This window comes from Clostridium sp. DFI.5.61, from assembly GCF_024462915.1.
Lineage (GTDB): Bacteria > Bacillota > Clostridia > Oscillospirales > Oscillospiraceae > Lawsonibacter > Lawsonibacter asaccharolyticus.
Map to the genome: position 1 here is coordinate 34767 of NZ_JANGBZ010000006.1, position 23794 is coordinate 58560.

General features: G+C 61.1%; 23 protein-coding genes. 18 read left to right on the forward strand and 5 right to left on the reverse strand.

What is annotated here, in order from left to right; translation table 11 throughout:
- Positions 1-4: 4 nt before the first annotated feature.
- Complete coding sequence (locus tag NE584_RS04810) at positions 5-1627, forward strand: LCP family protein (protein ID WP_108980848.1); 1623 nt, start codon at positions 5-7, stop codon at positions 1625-1627.
- 39 nt (positions 1628-1666) lie between these two features.
- Positions 1667-2026 carry a ribosome silencing factor gene (gene rsfS, locus NE584_RS04815; protein WP_050623843.1) on the forward strand — a complete coding sequence of 120 codons (360 nt, stop codon included), beginning with the start codon at positions 1667-1669 and terminating at the stop codon, positions 2024-2026.
- A gap of 113 nt (positions 2027-2139) precedes the next feature.
- On the opposite strand, the gene NE584_RS04820 is transcribed toward rsfS, so the two are convergent.
- Positions 2140-2697: a hypothetical protein gene (locus NE584_RS04820; protein ID WP_050623844.1), complete on the reverse strand. Its 558-nt coding sequence runs from the start codon at positions 2695-2697 to the stop codon at positions 2140-2142.
- Positions 2698-2949: 252 nt separating this feature from the next.
- On the opposite strand from NE584_RS04820, the gene leuS reads away from it, so the two are divergent.
- Positions 2950-5460: a leucine--tRNA ligase gene (gene leuS / locus NE584_RS04825; RefSeq protein ID WP_256182022.1), complete on the forward strand. Its 2511-nt coding sequence runs from the start codon at positions 2950-2952 to the stop codon at positions 5458-5460.
- 164 nt (positions 5461-5624) lie between these two features.
- On the forward strand, positions 5625-5807 hold the full coding sequence (rpsU, locus tag NE584_RS04830) for a 30S ribosomal protein S21 (protein WP_023348912.1): 183 nt from the start codon (positions 5625-5627) through the stop codon (positions 5805-5807).
- A gap of 96 nt (positions 5808-5903) precedes the next feature.
- On the opposite strand, the gene NE584_RS04835 is transcribed toward rpsU, so the two are convergent.
- A complete protein-coding gene (locus NE584_RS04835; protein ID WP_256182025.1) occupies positions 5904-6275 on the reverse strand; it encodes a DUF6465 family protein in 372 nt (123 codons plus the stop codon).
- 411 nt (positions 6276-6686) lie between these two features.
- Between NE584_RS04835 and NE584_RS04840 the strand changes: the two genes are divergently transcribed.
- The 7 genes from NE584_RS04840 (at position 6687) to NE584_RS04870 (ending at position 12980) form a co-directional block, all read left to right on the forward strand.
- Positions 6687-7382 (forward strand): response regulator transcription factor, encoded by a 696-nt coding sequence (locus NE584_RS04840; RefSeq protein ID WP_050623847.1) that lies wholly within the window; start codon positions 6687-6689, stop codon positions 7380-7382.
- On the forward strand, positions 7383-9377 hold the full coding sequence (locus tag NE584_RS19815; RefSeq protein ID WP_050623848.1) for a HAMP domain-containing sensor histidine kinase: 1995 nt from the start codon (positions 7383-7385) through the stop codon (positions 9375-9377).
- A gap of 594 nt (positions 9378-9971) precedes the next feature.
- Complete coding sequence (gene rpe / locus NE584_RS04850; RefSeq protein WP_108980576.1) at positions 9972-10631, forward strand: ribulose-phosphate 3-epimerase; 660 nt, start codon at positions 9972-9974, stop codon at positions 10629-10631.
- Positions 10628-10795, forward strand: coding sequence for a hypothetical protein (locus NE584_RS04855; protein ID WP_154669725.1), 168 nt, complete (start codon positions 10628-10630; stop codon positions 10793-10795). The genes rpe and NE584_RS04855 overlap by 4 nt, the downstream gene beginning before the upstream one ends.
- A gap of 50 nt (positions 10796-10845) precedes the next feature.
- Complete coding sequence (recR, locus tag NE584_RS04860) at positions 10846-11448, forward strand: recombination mediator RecR (protein ID WP_108980575.1); 603 nt, start codon at positions 10846-10848, stop codon at positions 11446-11448.
- 4 nt (positions 11449-11452) lie between these two features.
- Positions 11453-11626, forward strand: coding sequence for a hypothetical protein (locus tag NE584_RS04865; RefSeq protein WP_157954713.1), 174 nt, complete (start codon positions 11453-11455; stop codon positions 11624-11626).
- A 172-nt stretch (positions 11627-11798) separates the two neighbouring features.
- Complete coding sequence (locus NE584_RS04870) at positions 11799-12980, forward strand: pyridoxal phosphate-dependent aminotransferase (RefSeq protein WP_108980574.1); 1182 nt, start codon at positions 11799-11801, stop codon at positions 12978-12980.
- Between the two features lie 47 nt (positions 12981-13027).
- Here the strand turns inward: NE584_RS04870 and NE584_RS04875 are convergent, their stop codons facing one another.
- The gene (locus NE584_RS04875; RefSeq protein ID WP_108980573.1) at positions 13028-13492 is read right to left on the reverse strand and encodes a hypothetical protein; all 465 of its coding nucleotides are present in this window, start codon (positions 13490-13492) and stop codon (positions 13028-13030) included.
- Between the two features lie 139 nt (positions 13493-13631).
- Positions 13632-14657: a low specificity L-threonine aldolase gene (locus tag NE584_RS04880; protein WP_108980572.1), complete on the reverse strand. Its 1026-nt coding sequence runs from the start codon at positions 14655-14657 to the stop codon at positions 13632-13634.
- Positions 14658-14896: 239 nt separating this feature from the next.
- On the opposite strand from NE584_RS04880, the gene NE584_RS04885 reads away from it, so the two are divergent.
- From NE584_RS04885 to NE584_RS04915, 7 genes are all read left to right on the forward strand, one after another.
- Positions 14897-15814: a hypothetical protein gene (locus NE584_RS04885; RefSeq protein ID WP_050623496.1), complete on the forward strand. Its 918-nt coding sequence runs from the start codon at positions 14897-14899 to the stop codon at positions 15812-15814.
- The gene (ppk1, locus tag NE584_RS04890) at positions 15814-17940 is read left to right on the forward strand and encodes a polyphosphate kinase 1 (RefSeq protein ID WP_108980571.1); all 2127 of its coding nucleotides are present in this window, start codon (positions 15814-15816) and stop codon (positions 17938-17940) included. Before NE584_RS04885 ends, ppk1 begins: the two co-directional genes overlap by 1 nt.
- A gap of 199 nt (positions 17941-18139) precedes the next feature.
- Positions 18140-18334, forward strand: a complete 195-nt coding sequence (locus tag NE584_RS04895) for an alpha/beta-type small acid-soluble spore protein (protein ID WP_108980570.1) — start codon at positions 18140-18142, stop codon at positions 18332-18334.
- A gap of 193 nt (positions 18335-18527) precedes the next feature.
- The gene (locus tag NE584_RS04900; RefSeq protein ID WP_050623475.1) at positions 18528-19418 is read left to right on the forward strand and encodes a transporter substrate-binding domain-containing protein; all 891 of its coding nucleotides are present in this window, start codon (positions 18528-18530) and stop codon (positions 19416-19418) included.
- A 99-nt stretch (positions 19419-19517) separates the two neighbouring features.
- Positions 19518-20300: an amino acid ABC transporter permease gene (locus tag NE584_RS04905; protein WP_050623474.1), complete on the forward strand. Its 783-nt coding sequence runs from the start codon at positions 19518-19520 to the stop codon at positions 20298-20300.
- A gap of 12 nt (positions 20301-20312) precedes the next feature.
- Complete coding sequence (locus NE584_RS04910; RefSeq protein WP_108980568.1) at positions 20313-21098, forward strand: amino acid ABC transporter ATP-binding protein; 786 nt, start codon at positions 20313-20315, stop codon at positions 21096-21098.
- A 318-nt stretch (positions 21099-21416) separates the two neighbouring features.
- Positions 21417-21635, forward strand: a complete 219-nt coding sequence (locus NE584_RS04915) for a hypothetical protein (RefSeq protein ID WP_242850285.1) — start codon at positions 21417-21419, stop codon at positions 21633-21635.
- A 247-nt stretch (positions 21636-21882) separates the two neighbouring features.
- Here NE584_RS04915 and ftsH read toward each other — a convergent pair whose 3' ends face one another.
- The gene (gene ftsH, locus NE584_RS04920; RefSeq protein ID WP_256182037.1) at positions 21883-23778 is read right to left on the reverse strand and encodes an ATP-dependent zinc metalloprotease FtsH; all 1896 of its coding nucleotides are present in this window, start codon (positions 23776-23778) and stop codon (positions 21883-21885) included.
- Between the last annotated feature and the right edge of the window lie 16 nt (positions 23779-23794).

Here is a 23794-nt window from a genome sequence, read left to right on the forward strand (position 1 = left end):
GCAGATGAGCACTGAGAACAGAGGACGCAGAGAGCAGCATCGGGAGCGGCGCTCCCTGGGAGAGAAGTTTCAACAGTGGCGGCAGCAGCGCCGGGAGTGGATCGCCGGGATGACCCGGGGACAGCGCATCCGGCACCGCCTGCTCCAGGCGGCGGTGGTCCTGGCCATCGCCATCATCGCGGTCTGGGCGGTGATGAGCGCCTGGATACGGGTGCCCAAGGTGCCTGACCCGCCGACGGCCGGCCCGGACACCACCCAGCAGCCCGGGGAGGGAGAGGACATCCAGTTCACGGGGGCAGAGCTGCCCAATGTGGCCAAGAGCGGACGGAAGGAGGGCTACTACACCTTCCTGGTGGTGGGGCGGGACGTGGCCAGCGGCCTGACGGACACCATCCTCCTCTTTACGTTCGACACCAACAACAAGAGCCTGAACGCCATCAGCCTGCCACGGGACACTATGATCAACACCAGCGCCAAGGGCGGTTCGCTGAAGCGGATCAACGTGGTGTACAACCGCAACCGGGGCTCCTCCGACCTGCCGGAGGCCCAGCGGGTGGAGAACGGCATGACTGCCCTGAAGCAGGAGGTGAGCCGCCTGACCGGCATCTACCCCGACTTCTATGTGATGGTGGAGTGGGAGGCCATCGGCGAGCTGGTGGACGCCTTGGGCGGAGTGTACTTTGACGTCCCATTTGATATGAACTACGACGATCCCTATCAGGACCTGCATATCCACCAGGAGGCTGGCTACCGGAAGCTGAGCGGGGAGGACGCCATGGAGGTCATCCGCTGGCGGAAGAACAACGGGGAGCCCTCTCCGGGCGATGTGGGACGTATCCAGATCCAGCAGGACTTCCTCTCCGCCGTACTGGACAAGTGCCTCCAGCCAGCAACCCTGCTGAAGGCCCCGGCACTGGCCCAGGTGTTCCTGAACAACGTGACCACCGACCTGACAGTGGGCAATATCCTGGCCTTCGCACAGCTGGCTATCGGCATGGACCCGGAGAGCGATGTGAAATTTTCCACTATGCCCTATACCGGGGTCATGTATGACAGGGCCTCACTGGTGCTGCCGGTGGAGAAGGAGCTGCTGGAGATCCTCAACAGCGGCATGAACCCCTATGTGGACCAGATCCAGTCCAGCGACCTCCAGCTGATGTACAAAAAGAGCGGCGGGGGATACGGGGTCACCACCGGCACCCTGCTGGACTCCAGCATGGCTTACGCCGGGTCCTCCAGCTCCTCCTCGGGGACACAGACTACCCAGGAGACAGAGGAGCCTGAGACAGAACAGCCAGGGGAGACGGACGCCGGGACGGAGACCCCCGGCACCACGCCCCCGGAGGGCACGGAGACCGGAACCGGGGAACCCGGCAGCACCGGCTCGGAGACTGGGGAGCCCGGCACGCAAGGGCCGGAGGGAGAGACTCCCGATACGGATGACCCCGGGGCTGTGCAGCCTGAAGGGCCCGGCCAGGGGGAGGGAACTGGAGCCTCCCAGCCGGAGCAGGACCCTGGCGGCGGGAACGGGGGTGCGTCACAGTCCGAACCCTCCCAGCCCGGCACAGAGGGGGAGAGCGGCGGCAGCGATCTGCCCCCGGAGTGGCTGCTGCCTGATGTGGCGTGATGCCTGATACAGAATACAAAAAGGAAAGGAATTTTGCCCATGACATCCCGAGAGAGTGCGATCGTGTTAGCCAAAGCCCTGGACAGTAAGAAGGGCATGGAGATCAAGGTGCTGAAGACGGAGGAGCTGACCACCCTGGCGGACTACTTCGTCATCTGTACTGCCTCCTCCACCACCCAGATCAAGGCCCTGTCTGACGTCTGCGAAGAGGCGATGGAGCGGAACGGAGAGCGGGTCCACCACATTGAGGGCCACCGGGGCGGCACCTGGGTGCTGATGGATTTCTCCTCCGTGGTGGTCCATATCTTCATGGACGAGGCCCGGAAATTCTATGACCTGGAGCGCCTGTGGGGCGATGCCCAGGAGGAGGATCTGAGCCAGGTCCTGAAGCCGGAATAAGAGAGAACGATAAAACAGACAAAGAGGCCGGTGCGCTTGCGCACCGGCCTCTTCGGAGTAAGAAAGAAAACCACCGGGAAGTTGGTCCTCTGATCGAATGGGAGATGGGGGCGCTACGCCAGAGCGAGGGCGGGCAGGCCCCCCATGTCCCCCTGGTGGACCGTCCGGAGCTGATGGATCTGACAGAAGTCGGCAGGACGGACCAGGGCCGGCGGCTTGGAGAGTTCCAGCGCCCCGCTGTCCCGCAGGAGGCCGGCCACGAACTGGGAGCAGAAGTAGTGGTCACGCCGGTCCAGCGGGAGGTTGAAGAAGCAGGAGAGGGCACCCAGCAGATTGTAGTGGTATCGCTGCCGCTGGGCGTACATAGCACTGATCTGCCGGCGGAGGCTGGCGTATATCTCTGGGGAGACGGACAGCTCATAGAGGCAGCAGGGGACCTGCTGCCTCTTGGTCCGGAGCTCCGGACCGATTTGTTCCTCCACCAGCCCGGCCGGGAGGGCAAAGTGGGAGTATTTCCGGGCAAAGCTGTAAAAGGGACCTATGGGGCCGTCCAGTCCAATGGATGCATGGGTATAGGAATCCGCAGTGGCCAGATGGATCAGACGGGAAAACCAGGTCCCGGAGCGGGTCAAAAGGATGTAGATGGTGCGCGCCTCTGTGGTGTTTCCCATGATGTTTTCTCCCTTCCTGTCTGTGTGCATTCAGGATACAGGATGGATTCTAAGAGGCAATAAAGAGAAGATTAAGATTTTTTGAAAGAGAGATGAGAATTTTTTTATCATCTCTTCCGGGAGACGGACGCGGAAAAAGGGGGGAGCGGCCCTTGCAATCATCGAAATTTTCGGATATAATATTACGGAATTTATGCGTATGCCTGCCGGAGGGTTCACTCCGGCGCAGAAATACAGGAAAGTGTGATTGATTTGAAGTACGATTTCACAGCCATCGAAAAGAAGTGGCAGAGCAGGTGGAAGGAGGAAAAGACCTTCGCCTGCCAGAACGGCGACACCTCCAAGCCCAAGTTCTACGGCCTGGTAGAGTTCCCCTACCCCTCCGCCGCCGGCCTGCATGTGGGCCATCCCAGGCCCTACACCGCCATGGACGTGATCGCCCGGAAGAAGCGGATGGACGGCTATAATGTGCTGTTCCCCATCGGCTACGACGCCTTCGGCCTGCCTACTGAGAACTTCGCCATCAAGAATCACGTCCATCCCGCTAAGGTGACCAAGGACAACATCGCTAACTTTACCCGCCAGCTCCATATGCTGGGCTACTCCTTCGACTGGGACCGGGTGGTGGACACCACCGACCCCGGTTACTACAAGTGGACCCAGTGGATTTTCCTTCAGTTATATAAGCACGGTCTGGCCTATAAGACCACCATGCCTGTGAACTGGTGCACCTCCTGTAAGTGTGTGCTGGCCAATGAGGAGGTGGTAGAGGGCGTGTGTGAGCGCTGCGGCGCCCCCGTCATCCGCAAGGAAAAGAGCCAGTGGATGCTGAAGATCACAGAGTACGCCCAGAAGCTCATCGACGGTCTGGACACTGTGGACTTTATCGACCGGGTCAAGACCCAGCAGCGCAACTGGATCGGCCGCTCCACCGGCGCCGAGGTGGTATTCAAGGCCACTACCGGCGAGGACATCAAGGTCTTTACTACCCGGCCCGACACCCTGTTTGGTGCGACTTACATGGTCCTCTCCCCGGAGCACGCCCTGGTGCGGGGCTGGCTGGAGAGCGGCAGGCTGAAGAATGCAGATGCGGTCGTCTCCTATCAGAAGGCGGCGGCCTCCAAGTCTGACCTGGAGCGCACCGAGCTGAATAAGGAAAAGACCGGCGTGGAGCTGGACGGCGTCCGGGGTGTCAACCCGGTCAACGGCAAGGAGATCCCCATCTTCATCTCCGACTACGTCCTGCCCACCTACGGCACCGGCGCCATCATGGCCGTTCCTGCCCACGACGACCGCGACTGGGAGTTTGCCAGGAAGTTCGGCTGTGAGATCATCGAGGTGGTATCCGGCGGCGAGGACGTGCAGAAGGCCGCCTTCACCGCCAAGGACGACACCGGCATCATGGTCAACTCCGACTTCCTCAACGGCCTGACGGTGAAGGAAGCCATTCCTGTTATCACCAAGTGGCTGGAGGAAAAGGGCATCGGCGAGGCCAAGGTGAATTATAAGCTGCGGGACTGGGTGTTCTCCCGCCAGCGCTACTGGGGCGAGCCCATCCCCATGATCTGGTGCGACAAGTGCGGCTGGCAGCCTGTGCCTGAGGATCAGCTGCCCCTGCTCCTGCCCGAGGTGGAGAGCTACGAGCCCACTGACGACGGCGAATCCCCCATCTCCAAGATGACCGACTGGGTAAACACCACCTGCCCCTGCTGCGGCGGCCCGGCCAAGCGCGAGACCGACACCATGCCCCAGTGGGCCGGCTCCAGCTGGTACTTCCTGCGGTATATGGATCCCCACAACGACAAGGCTCTGGCGTCCAAGGAGGCCCTGGAGTACTGGGGACAGGTGGACTGGTACAACGGCGGTATGGAGCATACCACCCTCCATCTGCTCTACTCCCGGTTCTGGAACAATTTTCTCCATGACATAGGGGTCATCCCCTGTGCTGAACCCTATGCCAAGCGCACCAGCCACGGCATGATCCTGGGCAAGAACCCCCATTATGTGGGCAATGTGGAGACCGAGGAGGAGAAGCAGGCACTCATTGAAAAGTACGGCAATCAGGCCCTGCGTCCCTCTGTCAAGATGTCCAAGTCTCTGGGCAACGTGGTCAACCCCGACGACGTGATCCGGGATTACGGCGCGGACACCATGCGCCTGTATATCATGTTCATCGGCGACTTTGAAAAGACAGCGGTTTGGTCCGACGACTCCGTCCGTGGCTGCAAGCGCTTCCTGGACCGGGTGTGGAACCTGGCCACCGAGCAGGAGCACACCGGCGAGGAGTACTCCAAGGCCAACGAGGCCGCTGTCCACAAGGCCATCAAAAAGGTGTCTGAGGATATCGAGGCCATGAAGTTCAATACCGCCATTGCCGCCCTGATGTCCCTGGTTAACGACTTCTATGCCCACGGAGCCAGCCGGGGCGATATGAAGGCCCTGCTGCTGATGCTCTCCCCCTTCGCTCCCCACATGTGTGAGGAGCTGTGGGAGATGGCCGGCTACGGCGGGCAGGTATGCCTCCAGGCATGGCCTGAGTATGACGAGAGCAAGACCGTGGCCGCCACTGTGCAGATGGCAGTCCAGGTGGGCGGCAAGGTCCGGGCCAACATCGTGGTCCCCACGGACAGCGACGAGGCGGCTGTAGTGGCCTCCGCCCTGGCGGAGCCCAAGATCGCACGCATGGCGGAGGGGATGGACTTAGTCAAGTCCATCGTGGTCAAGGGCCGCCTGGTGAACCTGATCTTCAAGCCCAAGGCGTGAGACCCATCCGGGCGGAGCGGGTTTTCATAAAATGTTCAAATTTTCTCGGGAAACTGGAGCTTGACAAGAAGGAAAAAGTCTAATATAATGAATCTGTTAAAGCCATATGAATGGCCCTTTCGCGGCAGGGGACGCCCCGCCGCGCCGGAGGGAGGGAAATATAAATGTCGGAAGTCCGTGTAAGAGAAAACGAGTCTTTGGAGAGCGCGCTGAAGCGCTTTAAGCGCAGCTGTGCCAAGTCTGGCGTGCTGGCTGAGGTCCGGAAGCGTGAGCACTACGAGAGCCCCAGCGTTAAGCGCCGCAAGAAGTCCGAGGCTGCCCGCAAGAATCGCAAGAAGTTCTATTAAGGCATCAAAAACGCCGCAGCGTGAGCTGCGGCGTTTTCTAATGACAAAAGCCCTCCAGACCGGAGGGCTTTTCCGCTTTTCAGGCAGGAAAGGGGGTCACAGCTCGATGTTGCCGGCGGCCTTGTCATTGACCACATAGTAGGCCTTGCCATCCTCCGGCTTGACATACAGGCAGAGCTTCTTGATGGAGGCGGCGCGGTGGCCCTCAGCCAGATAGGCCGCCTTAGCGCGTTCGGCTAACTCAGAGACGTTCCACTCTCCGCTGCCAAACTGGACAAAGATATCCTCCGTCTTCTGGGGTGCGGCCTTGGCAGCGGGCTGCTTTTTAGCCTTGGCGGCCTTGGGCTTGGCGACGGTCTCAGCGGCCTTTTCTGTCACAGGCTTGGAAGCCTGTTCCACTACGGTCTCGGCCGCCTTCTCAGCGACAGGCTCAGCCGCCTTCTCAATTGTCTCCGGGGTCTTCTTCATAGTAGGACACTCCTTTTTCTTACGCAACATGATGCGATAGTGGGCTGAGGAAGAAAAATCGACCTTTCTTGTATGTTACACTTTTATTCTGTCACTTTCAAGAGTATGATGGAAAATAATTGAATTTATTCGCTCAAAACAAAAAAGCGGAGGAAAAAAGCCCTTTTCTTATGAGGTTTGTTGGTGTGTTTTTGGAGGAAATAGGATAAATTTAAAAAACCGGTTAGGAAGCCCGCATTGGAAGGGGACCTTGCCGGCGGAGGAGTGGAAGAAAGCACAGGGATGGCCCCACAATTTTATCAGTTCTTAAGATTTTCGGTCTTGCAACTTAAACTGTCTATGCTATCCTTATAGTACAGTCGGGCCGGACCTGCTGAGCCGGCCGGAAATGAAGCTTCTGGGGGAGAGAGTATGTACACGATACTGATTTGTGACGATGACCGGGACATCGTCTCCGCACTGGATATCTACCTGACCAGCGAGGGGTACCGCACCATCGCGGCATATAACGGCCGGGAGGCTATCCAGGCGGCGGAGGAAAACGAGATCCATCTGATCCTGATGGACGTGATGATGCCTGAGCTGGATGGCATCCGGGCCACGGCCAAGCTGCGGGAGGGGAGCAATGTGCCCATTATCCTGCTTACCGCCAAGAGCGAGGATACAGACAAGATCCTGGGACTGAACATCGGGGCGGACGACTACATTACAAAGCCCTTCAATCCCCTGGAGGTGATCGCCCGGGTGAAGAGCCAGCTGCGCCGCTATACGGCACTGGGGGGAGCGGAGAAGGCGCCCGGTATGCTCACCGTGGGCCCCATCTCTATGGACGACGGGTCCAAGCAGGTGATGGTGGACGGTGCGCCTGTGTCCCTGACGCCCATTGAGTATAACATTTTGAAGCTGCTCCTCTCCCACCCGGGACAGGTCTTTTCCTCTGCCCAAATCTATGAACAGGTATGGAACGACCCCGCCTACGGCTCAGAGAACACGGTGGCGGTCCACATCCGGCATCTGCGGGAGAAGATCGAGATCGACCCCGCCGAGCCCCGCTATCTGAAAGTAGTGTGGGGGCTGGGCTATAAGATCGAGAAAGGGGGAGCGTGAGTGAGCGATGTCCGAAAGAGCGTGCCGGCCAAGGTGATCGCCTCACTGCTGATTCTGGTGTCCGTCTTCAGCCTGTGCTGGCAGGGGATGGCTGTGCTGCGGGGGATCGACTATGTGCTGACAGACAGCTGGCAGGATACCTGGGAGTTCAAAGAGCTGATCCGGGAACGGGAGGACCAGCTGGCCGAGTGGTTCGCGGCCAGAGCTGCGCTGGAGGATCCTGGACTGGCCTATCTGGACCAGGTGCGGTATGAGACAGATGCGGAGCGGATCGGAGCAGCAATGGCGCAGGATCAGACCTCTTTCCGCTACCGGGTGCTCAGTCAGGACGGGACAAAGGTCCTAGCCACCAATCTGGCGCCGGGGGAGTCCCTGGAGCAGCTGGTGCCCGAGATCCACTCCGCTGTGTTCCGTCCAGGGGAGCACCTGACCCAGCCCTGGAACAGCAGCCCCGATGCGGGGGACCCTGCGCTGGTGACGGAGGGGTCGGAGGAGAGCGGAGATGCCTATTATATCATCGAGTGTGGCGTCCCCCAGGAGCTGTCCGGGGCAGAGGATGAATTTTCTGAGCTCCATGCCCGCGACACAGGGGGCCGGAAAGAGATCCCCCTGAGGATCGCTGCCACCTGTGTGTGCCTGGTGCTCTCCCTTGCCTGCTTTGCCTTTCTCATGTGGTCCTCCGGCCATAAGGAGGGAGTGGAGGGGATCGTCCTCACCTGGCAGGAAAAAATCTATTTTGACCTGTATCTGATCGGGGCGGGGGTCCTGTTTTTCATTCTGATTTTCCCGCTGATGGAGTTCCTGTACGGCTGGGGGTATGCGTCTCAGGAGAGCTATGAGAACCAGGTGAGCGCCATCGTGGTCTCTCTGTGCGTAACGGCTATGACGGCGCTGGCCGTGCTGGTCCTGCGCACCCTGGTGGTGCGCTGCAAGGCGGGGGTCCTGGCCCGCACTACCCTGGTTTGCCGGGCATGCAGCTGGATATGGAGCGGTCTGCTGGATGCCATCCGCTCCTTCCCCATGATATGGAGAAGCGTGGCGGGGTTTTTGGCCTATCTGGTGCTATGCTTTTTTGCCCGCCGCATCTGGTGGGACAATCCCATCCCTCTGTTTCTGATCAATCTTGGGATGCTGCTGTGGCTGTGCCACTGGAGTGTCTGCTTCCAGCGCCTGCGGAAGGGGAGCGAGGCCATCGCGGGCGGCAACCTGAACCACCAGATCGACACTACCCGCATGCCCCACGATCTCAGGCTCCACGCCGAGGCGCTCAACAACATTGCTGACGGGCTCAACGGTGCGGTGGAGGAGAAGATGAAGAGTGAGCGATTCAAGGCGGAGCTCATCACCAACGTCTCCCACGATCTGAAGACTCCTCTCACCTCTATTATAAATTATGTCAACCTCCTGAAAATGGAGGAGGTGGAAAACCCCAAAGCCCGGGAATACATCGAGGTGCTGGATCGGAAGTCCCAGCGGCTGAAAAAGCTCACAGAGGATCTGGTGGAGGCGTCCAAGGCCTCCACAGGCGCGCTGACGGTGAACCGGGAGAAGATCGGAATGTGCCAGCTGGTGGACCAGGCTCTGGGGGAGTACGAGGAGAAGCTGGAGGCCCGGAAGCTCACAGTGGTCCCCAGTCTGCCGGAGGGGGAGACCTATGTGTATGCGGACGGGCGCCATCTGTGGCGGGTCATTGACAACCTACTGGGCAACTGTGCCAAATATGCCATGGAGGGGACACGCATCTATCTGGAGCTGGTCCGGGGGAAGGGGCAGGTGACCCTGTCCATCAAGAACATCTCCCGGGACCCGCTGAACGTGCCGCCGGAGCGGTTGATGGAGCGCTTCGTCCGGGGGGACGAGTCCCGGACCACCGAGGGCTCCGGGCTGGGGCTGTCCATCGCCCGCAGCCTGACGGAGCTCCAGGGCGGGACCTTCGAGCTGGCGGTGGACGGGGACCTGTTCAAGGCCACCGTGACCATGCCCCAGTCGGGCTGAGCGGAAAGAGAGGAGAGGCATCCGCCTCTCCTCTCTTTCTGTCCTCTGCGCGAAAAAGGGCGTGTGTGCCTGCCTCTTGCATTGGAACTGGTTTCCTGCTATAATCAACACGAAAAACAAAAATGCGGCAGTTTGCGGGCGCGCCAACGCCCGCAAACCTGCGCAGGTGCTGACACCACCTACACAACGGCCATCCGGCCGCACCGCATGGATATTATACGACATTCCGGTCTTTCTTGTAAAGGTCGGTTTTGCTGTTGTACTCCTGCGTCCGTGTTGCATGGAGAAGCCCGTGCTTCTCGCGCTGTGTAGGCTTGCCCTGCACGGCGTGTTTGTTTTTCGCCCGCCGCCCCCGGGGGGGGGGCCCCCGGCGGGGGGTATCTGAAAAGCGGCGGGCCATCCGGATCGGCCGGGGCCGCCGGGCGGCCGTGGGATCAGCCTGGAGCAGGCCTCGGGTCCGGGGCTCCGGGGAGTGCTTCCGCCCTCCCGCTCTCCGCTCTGCATCCTATGCGTCGGACCGGCCCTCTGCCCCTGGCCCAGCCCCTACAGCCCTGATCAAAACCTCTCATTTTTTCGGAAAGCGGGGTCAAAACCATGATAAAAGTTTCACCTTCCATCCTCTCCGCCGATTTTGTCAATCTGGAACGGGATATCCGGCGGGTCTCCGATGCCGACTACCTCCATGTGGACGTGATGGACGGCGCTTTCGTTCCCAATCTCACCATCGGCGTCCCGGTGGTCCAGTCCATCCGCCGGTGCACCGACATGTTCCTGGATGTCCATCTGATGATCGAAAAGCCGGTGCGGTACATCGAAGCCTTTGCCAAGGCTGGGGCGGACCTGCTCTCTATCCACCTGGAGGCCGACCACCCCACCCGCATCGCCCAGGCTCTGAAGGTCATGGGGGAGTGCGGCGTAAAAAAAGCGGTGGCCCTGCGGCCCATCACCAAGGCGGAGGCCATCCTCCCCTATCTGGAGGAGCTGGACCTGGTGCTGGTGATGACGGTGGAGCCCGGCTTCGGCGGCCAGGCCTTCATGGAGTCCCAGCTGGACACCATCCGCCAGGTGCGCGCCCTCATCGAGCGGTACAACCCCGCCTGCGAACTGGAGGTGGACGGGGGCATCTCCCCCAAGACCGCCCCCCTGGTGGTGGAGGCGGGGGCCAACGTGCTGGTGGCCGGCTCCGCTGTCTACGGGGCGGAGGACATCCCCGCCGCCATTCAGGCCCTCCGCGTGTCAGGGGGTGCGCGGTGAGAGAGTATAAGATCCTCTCCGCTGACAGCCTGGAGCAGGCGGAGCAGGTCATGAACGACATGGCCCTGGCCGGGTGGCGGACCACCTCCCTCACGCCCTATCCCGCCGGCTTTCCGGCCGGTGTCAGCTATCTGTTTGCCGTCGTGTTGGAGCGGGAGCGCTGATCTCCCCCTGTTCACACCGTGTACTATTTACGACTCCGGAGGTCTTTCCCATGCAGTATTTCCCCCCCGCACTGGAAAATTTGGTGGAGCAGTTCGCCCGCCTGCCCGGCGTCGGCGTCAAATCCGCCCAGCGGCTGGCGTTCCACGTCCTCTCCCTCCCAGAGGAGGACGCCGCCGCCTTTGCCCAGGCCATTCTGTCCGCCAAGTCCGCCATCCACTGCTGTCCGGTGTGTCAGAATCTGACGGAGGGGGACGGCCCCTGCTCCATCTGCGCCAGCCCCAAGCGGGACGCCTCCGTCATCTGTGTGGTGGCCGACCCGAAGGACGTGGTGGCCATGGAGCGGGCCCGGGAGTACCAGGGGCTCTACCACGTGCTCCACGGGGTGATCTCCCCCATGAACCACGTGGGGCCGGATGACCTGCACATCAAGTCCCTGGTAGAGCGGGTGGCCGCCGGCGGGGTCCAGGAGGTCATCATGGCCACCAATCCCGACACGGAGGGGGAGGCCACCGCCATGTACCTCTCCCGGCTGCTGCGCCCCTTTGGGGTGAAGATCACCCGTCTGGCCTACGGCATCCCGGTGGGCAGCCACCTGGAGTACGCCGACGACGCCACCTTGATGCGGGCCCTGGAGGGCCGTCAGGAGATGTGAGAATTTGAACGCCGCACTCCCGTGGGAGTGCGGCGTTTTTACGCCTGTTCTTCTGGGCATTTTCGACGGCGGCGCATGGGCACCATTTCTTCGGGACGCTGACTGGATCGGCTTGATCTCCCCCCAGATTTTTAAAACTTATCGCAATATACCAATTTTAAATTACTATATGTTTTGACTCGGCATCTGATATGGTCACTTTTCAAGGCGCCTCCTGACGCCGCCGCCGCGTGCGGCAGAGCGGGCCCGGCCCGCTTTTCCTCCCTTCTGCGGGAAAAGATGCGCTTTACGGGGCTTGGCCCCGGTGCTATAATAGGCTCAAATCAGACAAAGGACAGGAGGCCATCTTCATGGTGAATCAACGCATGTTGGGGCTGGGCACCGCCCGGTCCGTCATCCGCGAGCTCTTTGAATACGGCAAGATACGTGCCGCCCAGGTGGGGGCGGAGAATGTCTTCGATTTCTCCCTGGGCAACCCCAGCGTCCCCTGCCCCCAGGAGGTCAACGACACCGCCGTCCGCATCCTTCGGGAGCAGCCGGAGGTCATCCACTGTTACACCAGCGCCCAGGGGGACCAGGAGGCCCGCCAGCGCTTCGCCGACTCCCTCAACCGCCGCTTCGGCACCTGCTATACCGCCGACCAGTTCTACATTACCGTGGGGGCCGCCGCCTCCCTGTGCTGTGTGTTCAACGGCCTGACCTGCCCCGGGGACGAGTTCGTCGTCTTTGCTCCCTACTTCCCGGAGTATAAGGTCTTTATCGAGGGCGCTGGGGCCAAGATGGTGCTCATTCCCCCGGAGATCGAGGGATTCCAGATCGACTTTGACGCCTTTGAGGCCGCCATCAGCGAGCACACCAAGGGCGTGGTGGTCAACTCCCCCAACAACCCCTCCGGCGTGGTCTACTCCCGGGAGACGCTGGAGCGGCTGGCCGCCATCCTGACGGAAAAGAGCCGGGCCTACGGCCACCCCATCTACCTGATCTCCGACGAGCCCTACCGGGAGATCGTGTTCTCCGGCTTCCAGGTGCCCTGGATTCCCCAGCTCTACCCAGACACCATCGTGTGCTACTCCTTCAGCAAGTCCCTCTCCCTCCCTGGTGAGCGCCTGGGCTACGTGCTGGTCCCCGCCTCCGTCACCGACAGCCGGGAGGTCTACGCCGCCGTGGCAGGCGCCGGACGGTCTCTGGGCTACGTCAACGCCCCCAGCCTGTTCCAGCAGGTCACCTCCCTGTGCTGCGACCTCACCTCCGATCTGGCGGTCTATGAGCGCAACGCCAAGCTGCTGGTCCCCGCCCTGCGGGAGATGGGCTACCACTGTGTGGAGCCCGGCGGCGCCTTCTACCTCTTCCCCCGCTCCCTGGAGCCCGACGATATGGCCTTCAGCGAGCGGGCCAAGCAGTTCGATCTGCTGCTGGTCCCCGGCTCCGGCTTCGGCGCCCCCGGCCACGTGCGCATCGCCTACTGCGTCCAGACCGACATGATCCAGCGGGCCCTTCCCAAATTCAAGGCCCTGGCCGATTCCTACCGATAAAAAGCATCGGCCCCATCCGTGATGGATGGGGCCGATGCTTTTTACCGCTATCCAAACAATACAAATTCTCGAAGGATGTTTATGGTGCTGATCACATCAATACATATCATAGATGACAGATGAGAAAACTGCCGGTCCTGTTTTTTTAGCCTGCACCTTATCAGCATCACAAGCCGGGCGATCAGGATCACCAAACTGTATGTCCAAATCAGGCTTGGGAAAAGCAGTCCTCCTGGCGAGGCAAACATAAGGTAGAGCCATAGCGGCAGAACAGTATATATTACATATTCCAGCCCTTTCACCAGAAAACGGAAAATCAGGATTCCTTCTAATGCCGTCATTCCCAGTATCAAGATCCAATAGCCAGCCGCTACTGCCTCTGTGGGAAAATTCAACGCAGCAGGCCAATCTTCACCTTTTACTTTTAAAAGTATCACACCTGCAATTCCAGCAGCCACTACAAGCAGAACTTCCCAATAGATTTTTATGAAATTTCTCACTGATTTTTTCATACATCTCTCCGTTATCTGACCATCGCCCCCGCTTCCTTTTAGAATAATATATATCTTTTTCTTTTATTTGTCAATCTTTTTGTCTATTTCCAACAAGAACAATCTCTTTTTTCCTCCCAAATGATTCAAACAGCCCGCTTCACAGCCGGCGGATCAACTCCTCCACGTCCTCCATCCGGGTGGCCCAGCTGGTGACGAAGCGGATCACCGTCCGCTCCTCGTCCAGCTGCTCCCAGAAGCTGAATGCGGCCTTCCGGGCCAGGTCCTCCCGCTGGGCCCGGTCCACCACCAGGAATATCTGGTTGGTGGGGGTGTCCAAATAGAAGGAGAACCCCTTTTCCCGGAATCCCTCTCTCAGCCGCTCCGCCGTCTCGATGGCATTTTTGCCCAGCTTCTGGTAGAGTCCATCGGTGAACAGGGCGTCGAACTGCACCCCCAGCAGCCAGCCCTTGGCCAGCAGGGCGCCCCGCTGCTTCACGGCGGTCATAAAGCGCCCGGGGGCGTTGTGCCGGGGGAAGACCACCGCCTCTCCGAACAGGGCCCCCACCTTGGTCCCCCCGATGTAGAACACGTCGCAGCTGGCCGCCAGGTCCGCCAGGGTCATGCCGCTCCCCCGGCTGGCCAGCCCATAGCCCATCCGGGCGCCGTCCAGGTACAGCGGTATCTTGTATTGCCGGCACACCTTGTGGATCTCCCCCAGCTCCGCCCGGGTATAGAGGGTGCCCAGCTCAGTGGGCCAGGACAGGTACACCATGCCCGGAAATACCATGTGTTCGTGGTTCTCGTCCCCGTAAAAGCCCTCCAGATAGGTCCGCAGCTCCGCCGCTGACAGCTTCCCCTCCCGCTGGGGCAGCTCCAGCACCTTGTGCCCGGTTGCCTCGATGGCTCCCGCCTCATGGGTACAGATGTGTCCCGTGGCGGGGGCGATCACCCCCTCCCAGGGGGCCAGCAGGGCGGAGATCACCGCCTGATTGGTCTGGGTCCCGCCCACCAGGAAAAAGACGTCCCCCTCCGGGCAGCCGCAGGCCCGCCGGATCTTCTCCTTTGCCCGGGCGCAGTATGGATCGGTCCCATATCCGGGATGCTGCTCCCGATTGGTCTCCGCCAGCCGCCGGAGCACCTGCTCGTGGGCCCCCTCAGAGTAGTCGTTGACAAAAGACAGCATGCTCAGTTCCTTCCTCTCTGTAAGATCTCCAGATGAAGGAAGTTTACCACATTTCCCCGGGGATCTCTATACTCTGCCGTCAAAAATCATCGTCTTGTCTGTTCAGCCAGTGATTTTACATACATTTAACCAAAATTCTGCATCCTATTTCTGGACCCAGCCCCCTGCATTTGATATCATACGACTCAGATGATCCGGTCCCGCTTCCGAGCGGACCGCAGCCACAGAGGAGAGCTTGCATGTACGCTATTATCGACATCGGCTCCAATACCATCCGCCTGAATGTCTATCAGGTGGAGGAGGACGGAGCTATCCACAGCATTTTTCAAAGCAAGGAGACGGCCGGCCTGGCCGGCTATGTTCGGGAGGACGGCTCCATGAGCCGGGAGGGCCTCGACCGGGCCGCAGATGCCCTGCTCCGCTTCCGGTCCATCCTGGATGCCCTCCACATTGAGAACCGGGCGGTCTTCGCCACCGCCTCTCTGCGCAACATTACCAACAGCGAGGAGGCGGTCTTCCAGCTCCAGGAGCGCACCGGACTGATGATCCGCCTCCTCTCCGGCCGGGAGGAGGCCATCCTGGACTATGTGGGAGCCACCTCCGGCATGGAGGAGCGGGAGCAGGGCATGGTGCTGGACATCGGCGGCGGCTCCACCGAGTGGGTCTGCTTCTCTCAGGGCAGGATACGCCACGCCGCCTCCATCCCCCTGGGCTCCCTGAACCTGTATAACCGCTGTGTGGAGACCCTGCTCCCCTCCCCCAAAGAACAGGCCAAGATCCGCAAGCAGGTGAAAAAGGCGCTGGACGGCGCCCCCCTGCCCGACTTTCCCTGTCCGGTGATCTGTGGGGTGGGCGGCACCATCCGCGGGGCCGGGAAGCTGTGCAACTACCTCTACAAGCTGCCCGCCGGCAACCGCACCATCACCCTGAACATGGTGGACGGCCTCCTGGAGCGCTTCTCCGCTCCCGCTAAGGCGGACCTCCAGATCCTGCTGAAGATCGTCCCCGAGCGGGTCCACACCCTGCTCCCTGGGCTGGTCATCCTCTCCACCCTGGCCCATCGGTGCCGGGGCGACGCCATTGAGGTCAGCAGCTACGGCGTCCGGGAGGGCTTCCTGCTCACCGAGGTATTGAAACGAAGGAGCGTGACTGTCTGATGGCCCGGGAACCCCAACCTTACATGCAGAACCGCGAGCTCTCCTGGCTCACGTTCAATGAGCGGGTGCTGGAAGAGGCCCGCGATCCCTCCAATCCCCTGGCCGAGCGGCTGAAATTTGTCTCCATCTTCACCAGCAACCTGGACGAATTCTTTATGATCCGGGTGGGCAGCCTCTATGACATGGCTGTCATGGGGGACGACCAGGTGGACAGCCGCACCGGCCTGCTCCCCTCCCAGCAGCTGGAGGCCATCTACCGCCGGGCAGTCCTTCTGATGGAGCAGCGGGACCAGGTCTACGCCCAGCTCCAGACCCAGCTCCAGGCCTATGGGGTCTGCGAAGTCTCCCCCGGCCAGCTCGCCGGGAAGGACAAGGACTTTCTCAAGACCTACTTCAAGACCCAGCTGCTCCCCATCCTCTCCCCTCAGATCGTGGACATCAACCACCCCTTCCCTCACCTCCAGAACAAGAGCGTCTATGTGGTGGCCCGCCTCCATGGGAAGGACCGCAGTCTCTTCGGCATCGTCCCTGTGCCTCCCTCCGCCCCCGAGGTAGTCTATCTCCCCGGGGAGGGACTGCGCTATGTGCGCACCGAACAGCTGCTTCTGGATAACCTGAAGCGGGTCTTTGACCCCTACGGCGTGGCGGAGAAAAACTGTGTCTGCGTCACCCGCAACGCCGATATCGCCCCCCAGGACGAGGGCTTTGATGTGGACGATGACTTCCGCTGCCAGATGCAGAAGCTGCTTCACAAGCGCAAACGGATGGCCGTGGTCCGGCTGGAGTGCGCCGCTCCCCTCAGCGAGGCCCTGTCCGCCTTTCTCTGCAAGCGCTGCCACGTCGCCCCCGCCCAGATCTTCCTCTCCCGGGCTCCCATGCGCATGGGGTTTGTCCACCCCATGCTGAAAAAGCTGCCGGAACCCCTCCACAGTGCGCTGCTCTACCCGCCCTTCTCCCCCCAGACGCCCCCCAAGCCCAAGCGGGAGACCTATCTCCACCTGGTCCAGCGCCGGGATCTGCTTCTCAGCTACCCTTTTGAAAGCATGGAGCCCTTCCTCCGCCTGATCCGGGAGGCCGCCTCCGACCCGTCGGTCCTCTCCATCCAGATCACCATCTACCGCCTGGCCCAGAAGGCCCGGCTCGTGGAGTATCTGTGTGCGGCGGCGGAAAACGGTAAGGAGGTCACTGCCGTCATTGAGCTGCGGGCCCGCTTTGATGAGCAGAACAACATCGACTGGTCCGAGCGCCTGGAGGACGCGGGCTGCCGGGTGATCTACGGGTTCAGCGACTATAAGATCCACTCTAAGGTATGTCTCATCACCCTGAAAGGCAAATCCGGCATCCAGTACGTCACCCAGATCGGCACCGGCAACTACAACGAGAAGACCTCAGAGCAGTACACAGACCTCTCCCTCATCACCGCGGATCAGGGCATCGGCCTGGATGCAGCGGAATTTTTCAAAAACATGGCTGTGGGCAATCTGGAGGGCAGCTACCACAACCTCCTGGTCTCCCCCTCCAACCTGAAGCAGATCATCCTCCTGCTCATCGGGGAAGAGACCGCCCGGGGCAGCCACGGCCGCATCATCATGAAGATGAACTCCCTCACCGACTACGATGTCATGGAAAAGCTGGCCGAGGCCTCTCGTGCAGGGGTTCGGGTCGATCTCATCATCCGCGGCATCTGCTGCCTGCGGCCCGGCGTCCCCGGCCACACGGAGCACATCTCCGTCACCAGCGTGGTGGGGCGCTTTTTGGAGCACTCCCGCATCTATAGCTTTGGCTCTGGAGAGAACCAGCGCCTCTTCCTGGGTTCGGCGGACATGATGACCCGCAACACCCAGCGCCGGGTGGAGGTCATCTGTCCCGTCTATGCCACCCACACCAAGGCCCGCTTGAATCACATTCTGGACATCCTGCTGCGGGATACCGTGAAGGCCCGGGCCCTGGACAGTGAAGGGAGCTATCAAAAAAAAGTGCCCGCCCCGGGCGCCCCCGGCCTCTCCTCTCAGGACTTCTTCATGGACGAGGCCGTTCGGAGCTGCCGGGAGGTGGAATTTGCCGCCCGTGCCCTGCCCTCCGGTCCCTTGGGCGGCCTGCTGCGCCGTCTCCGCCGCCGCGGATGAGCCCCGCCGTCCGCCCGGCCCCCGTTCTCTGAGCCGGTTTCCTTCCTGCCGTTTCCCTGATCTGAAAATGATGGAAAATCAACAAAAACAGGAAAGCCTTTTCCTGCATAGTCCGCTTCTCCAGGGCAATGCTATGCTCGGATGTTCCATCCAACGAAACAAAGAAGATCAAAATGAACAGGTAAAGGAGAAACGAATTATGTCTACCAACAAGCAGTCTCTGGTCCCCAATGCCCGCGAGGCTCTGAATAAGTTCAAGATGGAAGCGGCCAACGAGGTGGGTGTCAACCTGAAGCAGGGCTACAACGGCGACCTGACCAGCAAGCAGGCCGGTTCCGTGGGCGGCCAGATGGTCAAGAAGATGATCGAAGCCTACGAGAACGGCATGAAGTAATTGCCGCCTCTCTGATCGGATGCGGAAGGCGTCCCCCCGCTGTCCCCTATGGGCTGCGGGGGGACGCTTGCTTTTTCCCCGAAAGATCAAAAAAAATTAAAAACCTCTTTACAACATTACATTAGCGTGCTAAAATGTGAAAGTGTCAAATGCCCCGTTTTTGACCAATCTGCATTTTGGAGGATCTCTCGGTATGAAAAAGATGTTGTCTCTTGTAATGGCGATCACTATGTGCCTGTCTCTGGCCGCCTGCTCTGGCGGGACCACTTCTCAGGGGGAGAGCAGCCAGTCTCCCGCTGCCAGCACCCCCGCCGCCAGCTCCAGCCAGGGGGCATCCAGCACTCCCGCGGACGCGGAAAGCGACCTGGCCTATGTCCAGGACCAGGGCACCCTGTATGTGGGTATCACCAATTTCGCCCCGATGGACTATAAGGAAGCGGGGAGTGACGAGTGGATCGGCTTTGATGCCGACATGGCCAAGGCCTTTGCCGAGAGCCTGGGCGTGAACGTGGAGTTCCAGGAGATCACCTGGGACTATAAGGTCCAGGAGCTGGACTCCAAGACCATTGACTGTGTATGGAACGGCATGACCATCAACGACGAGGTCACCGCCGCCATGGGCGTCTCCGAGCCCTACTGCACCAACTATCAGACCCTGGTCTACCCCGCCGACAGGGCAGCGGACTTTGAGGGGCTGACCTCTCTGGAGGGGCTGAGCATCGCCGTAGAGTCCGGCTCCGCCGGTGAGGACGCCGCCGAGGAGCTGGGGGCCACCACCGTGCCCGTGCAGTCCCAGGCCAACACCCTGATGGAGGTCGCCTCCGGCACCTCCGATGCCGCTGTTATCGACGTGCTCATGGCCGCCGAGATGACCGGCGAGGGCACCAGCTACGGCGATCTGGTGTACGACCTTAACCTTAACGACATGAGAGCAGAGGCATCTGAGTTCTACGGCGTGGGCTTCCGCAAGGGCTCTGACCTGGTGGATGCTTTCAACGAGTTCTGGAAGCAGGCCGTGGCTGACGGCACCGTGGAGCAGATTGCTGCCACCTATGGCCTGCAGGATGCCGTCATCCTGGAGTAAACGATCTCCGCAGCTGAATCCCTCAAAAGCAGAGAGCGGGTCCGCTCTCTGCTTTTGAGCGGTTGCGCCCCACTATCACAGACAGAGAGGACGACCCCTATGCTCGACTTTTTTCAATCACCAGTGACCCAGACGGTACTGATAGCCTTGAACCAAGGGTTTCTTGTAACCCTGGAGCTGTTTTTCGTGACCCTGATCGGGGCGCTCCCTCTGGGGCTGGTCATCGCCTTCGGCTCCATGAACCGCTGGACGCCCCTGTCCCGGCCCACCCGGTGGGTCCTGCTCCGCCGGGGGCAGGAGCCCGGCCGGGTGGCCCGGGCGCTCATTTCCTTCCGCCCCATCAGCCTGGTCACCCGTCTGCTGGTCTGGATTGTCCGGGGCACGCCCCTGATCCTGCAGATCATCGCCCTGTTTTATGTGCCCGGTCTGATACTGGAGGATGGCAGCCCATGGCCCCGGGGCGAGGTGGGACGGATGGCGGCGGTATGCGTGGCCTTCATCATCAACTACGCCTTCTATTTTTCCGAGATTTACCGGGGCGGCATCCAGGGGGTGCCGGCGGGGCAGAACGAGGCCGGCCTGGTGCTGGGCATGACCAAGCGGCAGATTTTTTTCAAGGTCACCCTGCTCCAGATGGTCAAGCGCATCGTGCCCCCCATGTCCAACGAGATCATCACCTTGGTCAAGGACACCTCCCTGGCCCGTGCCATTGCGCTGCAGGAGGTCATCTGGGCGGCTGAGTCCTTCATGAAGGGCAATCAGGGGATCTCCGGCCTGTGGTGGCCGCTGATGTTCACGGCGGTCTACTACCTGGCCTTCAGCGCCATCGTGACCATGGTGCTGGGCCGGCTGGAAAAGAAGCTGGACTACTTCCGGGTATAAGGGGGAGCGAACATGCCGATCTTAGAAGTACATCATATTGAAAAGCACTTTGGCGCGACCCGGGTGCTGGAGGACATCAGCTTTGACCTGGAGCAGGGCCAGGCTCTGGCCATCATCGGCTCCTCCGGCAGCGGCAAGACCACCCTGCTGCGGTGCCTGAACTTTCTGGAGACCCCCGACCAGGGGCAGATCGTCGTCCAGGGGGACACTCTGTTCGACGCCGACGATCCCGCCACCCAGCGGGAGAGCGAGGTGCGGAAAAAGCGGCTCCATTTCGGCCTGGTGTTCCAGTCCTTCAACCTGTTCCCCCAGTACACCGCCCTGCGGAACGTCACCCTGGCCAAGGAGCTCCTCAGCCAGGAACGGCCCGACTTCAAAGCCAACCGGAAGCAGATCCTGGAGGAGATCCAGGCCGAGGGCCGGGAGCTGCTGGCCAAGATGGGTCTGAGTGACCGCGCGGACCACTACCCCAGTCAGCTCTCCGGCGGCCAGCAGCAGCGGGTGGCCATCGCCCGGGCCCTGGCCCTCCACCCGGACATCCTTTGCTTTGATGAGCCCACCTCCGCCCTGGACCCGGAGCTCACCGGTGAGGTGCTCAAGGTCATCCGCTCCCTGGCGGAGCAGAAGACCACCATGATCATCGTCACCCACGAGATGGCCTTCGCCCGGGATGTGGCCGATCAGGTCATCTTCATGGATGGCGGCGTCATTGTGGAGCAGGGCCCAGCCCATCAGGTCATCGAGCACCCCTCTCAGGAGCGCACCCGGCAGTTCCTCTCCCGGTATGCGGAGAGTTGAGCACACCACAATTTTAAACCTCACCAGTGGGAGCTTCTTGTATAAGGAAGCTCCCACTCAGCTTGTGGAAAAAAACTCCTGCTCGGAGTTCCAGCGCCCGCAGGCAGCCGAGTAAGGTTTGATTGCGTCATTTCTCAGGGCATGTGCCTTAGAAATGATGCTTTTCATGAAATCTTTACCCACAATTCTGCAAAGAATTGTGGGTAAACTTTTCTAAGCTCCTGCTCGAAAAAGCGGCAGAGCTACTTTTTCAACAGTCTCACCGTCCTGACTCCACATTCTTTTCCCCTCCCCTGCATAGAATGGAGCGGAGGTGAAATGACCTTGGATCTGAGAAACAACACCATTACGGTGGGGGAGCTGCTGGATAACCGGGCCTCCCGGTCTGTGTTCCAGCGCCGGTTTGGGAAATTCATGAACCACCCGCTGGTGGGGGCCTCCCGGTCCCTGACCCTGGCTCAGCTGGCGGAGATGGCTGCCGTCTGGCTGCCCCAGAGGACCATCCAGGAGACCATTCAGGAGCTGCGTCAGCTGTAACATGACATAACGCACAGGGGGCGTGCCCAGCAGGCACGCCCCCTGTGCGTCTGGCCCCTATCGGGAGGACACCTCCTCCAGCCCGGAGCCCGCCGCTTCCGGCCCTGAGGCGCCGCATCCGGCCAGCAGCGGCAGCAGGACCAGCGCCGCCGTCCCTCCAGCTCTTCTTTTTCTCATCCTCCGTCCCCCTCTCCCTATCCATATGAAACAGCCGGGAGGTCCTTCCACCTCCCGGCTGCCGCCGCGCTCAGCCCTCCTGGGCCGGCTGGTCCTCCTCCGGAAGCGCCAGCTCAGGGGCCGCCGGGTCAGTGAACACTTTTTGAAAGATCTCGCCGCTCATGGTCTCATGGACCAGCAGATAGCGTGCGGTGAGCTCCAGCTCCTGCCGCCGCCGGGTCAGGATCTCTTCACACCGGGCATAGGCCCGGTCCACGATCGCCTTGACCTCCTCGTCGATCTGGCCTGCCACCTCCTCGGAGTAGGTCCGGGCCTGGGCCATGGTGCGGCCGATGAACACTTCATCGTTCTCGTTGCCGTAGGCGATGGTCCCCAGCCGCTCGCTCATGCCGTACTTGGTGACCATAGCCCGGGCAGTCTGAGACGCCTTCTGGATGTCGCTGGAGGCACCGGTGGAGATGTCGTTGAGCACCAGCTGCTCCGCCACCCGGCCGCCCAGGCAGACAGCAATGCGCTCCTCCAGCTCCCGCTTGGACAGATAGGCCCGGTCCTCCCTGGGCAGAGAGATGGTCATGCCTCCCGCCTGTCCCCGGGGCACGATGGTAATCTGGTGCACGGGGTCCTGGCTGTCCAGCTCGTGGATCACCACGGCGTGGCCCGCCTCGTGGTAGGCGGTAAGCCGCCTGGCATGGGGCGTCACCACCCGGCTGCGCTTCTCCGGGCCGGCAATTACTTTCATCATGGCCTCGTGGAGGTCCTGGCGGGTAATGAAACGCCGGTCCTCCCGGGCAGAGAGCAGAGCCGCCTCATTGAGCAGGTTCTCCAGATCCGCACCGGTGAAGCCGGAGGTGGCCTTCGCCACATCGGAGAGGGATACGTCCTCCGCCAGGGGCTTCTTCCGGGCGTGGACCTTCAGGATCTCCTCCCGGCCCTTGATGTCGGGCAGTCCCACATAGATCTGGCGGTCGAACCGGCCAGGCCGCAGCAGGGCGGGGTCCAGGATGTCCGGCCGGTTGGTGGCCGCCATGACGATGACCCCCTCATTGGAGCCAAAGCCGTCCATCTCCACCAGCAGCTGGTTCAGGGTCTGTTCCCGCTCGTCGTGGCCGCCGCCCAGGCCGGCGCCCCGCTGCCGGCCCACCGCGTCGATCTCGTCGATGAACACGATGGCGGGGGCGTCCTTCTTGGCCTGGTCGAACAGGTCCCGCACCCGGCTGGCACCCACACCCACATACAGCTCCACGAAGTCAGAGCCCGAGATGGACAGGAAGTGGACCCCCGCCTCGCCGGCCACCGCCTTGGCGATGAGGGTCTTGCCCGTGCCCGGAGGCCCCACCAGCAGCACGCCCTTGGGGATGCGGGCGCCCAGGGCGGTGAACTTCTGGGGGTCCCGGAGGAACTCCACGATCTCTTCCAACTCCTCCTTCTCCTCATCCGCACCGGCCACATCGTTGAAGGTGACCTTCTTCCCCTGGTCTGCCAGGGTGCGGGTGCGGGCATGGCCGAAGCGGGACGGCCCCCCTCCTCCGCCGCCCCCAGTGTTCTGCCGCAGATACATGGTGTACATCAGGATGCCGAAGCCCAGCAGGATCACCAGGTAGGGCACATAGACGAACCACCAAGGCTCCGCCCAGCCGGCGGGGTAGTCATAGTCCTGGATGATCCCAGCCTGGCGCTGGCTGTCGATAAGCTCGTGCAGGTCGTTATAGAACACATTGAAGTCGGCCAGGTGGTACTTCAGGGTGGAGGTGTCCTCCCCCTCCCCCCGCAGAGTCAGAGTGAGCACATTGTCCTCCACGGAGAAGTACTTCACCTTCTCCTGCTCAAAGAGCAGGCGGATCTCATTATAAGTGGGGTCATCCGGCTCGTTCATCTGCTGCACCGCATTGAAGGTGAACACCATCACCAGGATGGCCAGCAGATAGAAGATCAGGTCCCGCGCGCTGAACCGTTTCAGGAAAACCACGTCCTTTCCGGCGGAT

What these genes read in the sequence shown, in the direction of transcription:
- NE584_RS04840 (WP_050623847.1), top strand. Translation starts at nt 6,687, where the DNA reads ATGTACACGATACTGATTTGTGACGATGACCGGGACATCGTCTCCGCA.
- NE584_RS04810 (WP_108980848.1), top strand. Translation starts at nt 5, where the DNA reads ATGAGCACTGAGAACAGAGGACGCAGAGAGCAGCATCGGGAGCGGCGC.
- rsfS (WP_050623843.1), top strand. Translation starts at nt 1,667, where the DNA reads ATGACATCCCGAGAGAGTGCGATCGTGTTAGCCAAAGCCCTGGACAGT.
- recR (WP_108980575.1), top strand. Translation starts at nt 10,846, where the DNA reads ATGCAGTATTTCCCCCCCGCACTGGAAAATTTGGTGGAGCAGTTCGCC.
- NE584_RS04910 (WP_108980568.1), top strand. Translation starts at nt 20,313, where the DNA reads ATGCCGATCTTAGAAGTACATCATATTGAAAAGCACTTTGGCGCGACC.
- rpsU (WP_023348912.1), top strand. Translation starts at nt 5,625, where the DNA reads ATGTCGGAAGTCCGTGTAAGAGAAAACGAGTCTTTGGAGAGCGCGCTG.
- NE584_RS04880 (WP_108980572.1), bottom strand. Translation starts at nt 14,657, where the DNA reads ATGCTGTCTTTTGTCAACGACTACTCTGAGGGGGCCCACGAGCAGGTG.
- NE584_RS04835 (WP_256182025.1), bottom strand. Translation starts at nt 6,275, where the DNA reads ATGAAGAAGACCCCGGAGACAATTGAGAAGGCGGCTGAGCCTGTCGCT.
- rpe (WP_108980576.1), top strand. Translation starts at nt 9,972, where the DNA reads ATGATAAAAGTTTCACCTTCCATCCTCTCCGCCGATTTTGTCAATCTG.
- NE584_RS04895 (WP_108980570.1), top strand. Translation starts at nt 18,140, where the DNA reads ATGTCTACCAACAAGCAGTCTCTGGTCCCCAATGCCCGCGAGGCTCTG.
- NE584_RS04820 (WP_050623844.1), bottom strand. Translation starts at nt 2,697, where the DNA reads ATGGGAAACACCACAGAGGCGCGCACCATCTACATCCTTTTGACCCGC.
- NE584_RS04885 (WP_050623496.1), top strand. Translation starts at nt 14,897, where the DNA reads ATGTACGCTATTATCGACATCGGCTCCAATACCATCCGCCTGAATGTC.
- NE584_RS04875 (WP_108980573.1), bottom strand. Translation starts at nt 13,492, where the DNA reads ATGAAAAAATCAGTGAGAAATTTCATAAAAATCTATTGGGAAGTTCTG.
- NE584_RS04870 (WP_108980574.1), top strand. Translation starts at nt 11,799, where the DNA reads ATGGTGAATCAACGCATGTTGGGGCTGGGCACCGCCCGGTCCGTCATC.
- NE584_RS04915 (WP_242850285.1), top strand. Translation starts at nt 21,417, where the DNA reads ATGACCTTGGATCTGAGAAACAACACCATTACGGTGGGGGAGCTGCTG.
- NE584_RS04905 (WP_050623474.1), top strand. Translation starts at nt 19,518, where the DNA reads ATGCTCGACTTTTTTCAATCACCAGTGACCCAGACGGTACTGATAGCC.
- NE584_RS04900 (WP_050623475.1), top strand. Translation starts at nt 18,528, where the DNA reads ATGAAAAAGATGTTGTCTCTTGTAATGGCGATCACTATGTGCCTGTCT.
- ppk1 (WP_108980571.1), top strand. Translation starts at nt 15,814, where the DNA reads ATGGCCCGGGAACCCCAACCTTACATGCAGAACCGCGAGCTCTCCTGG.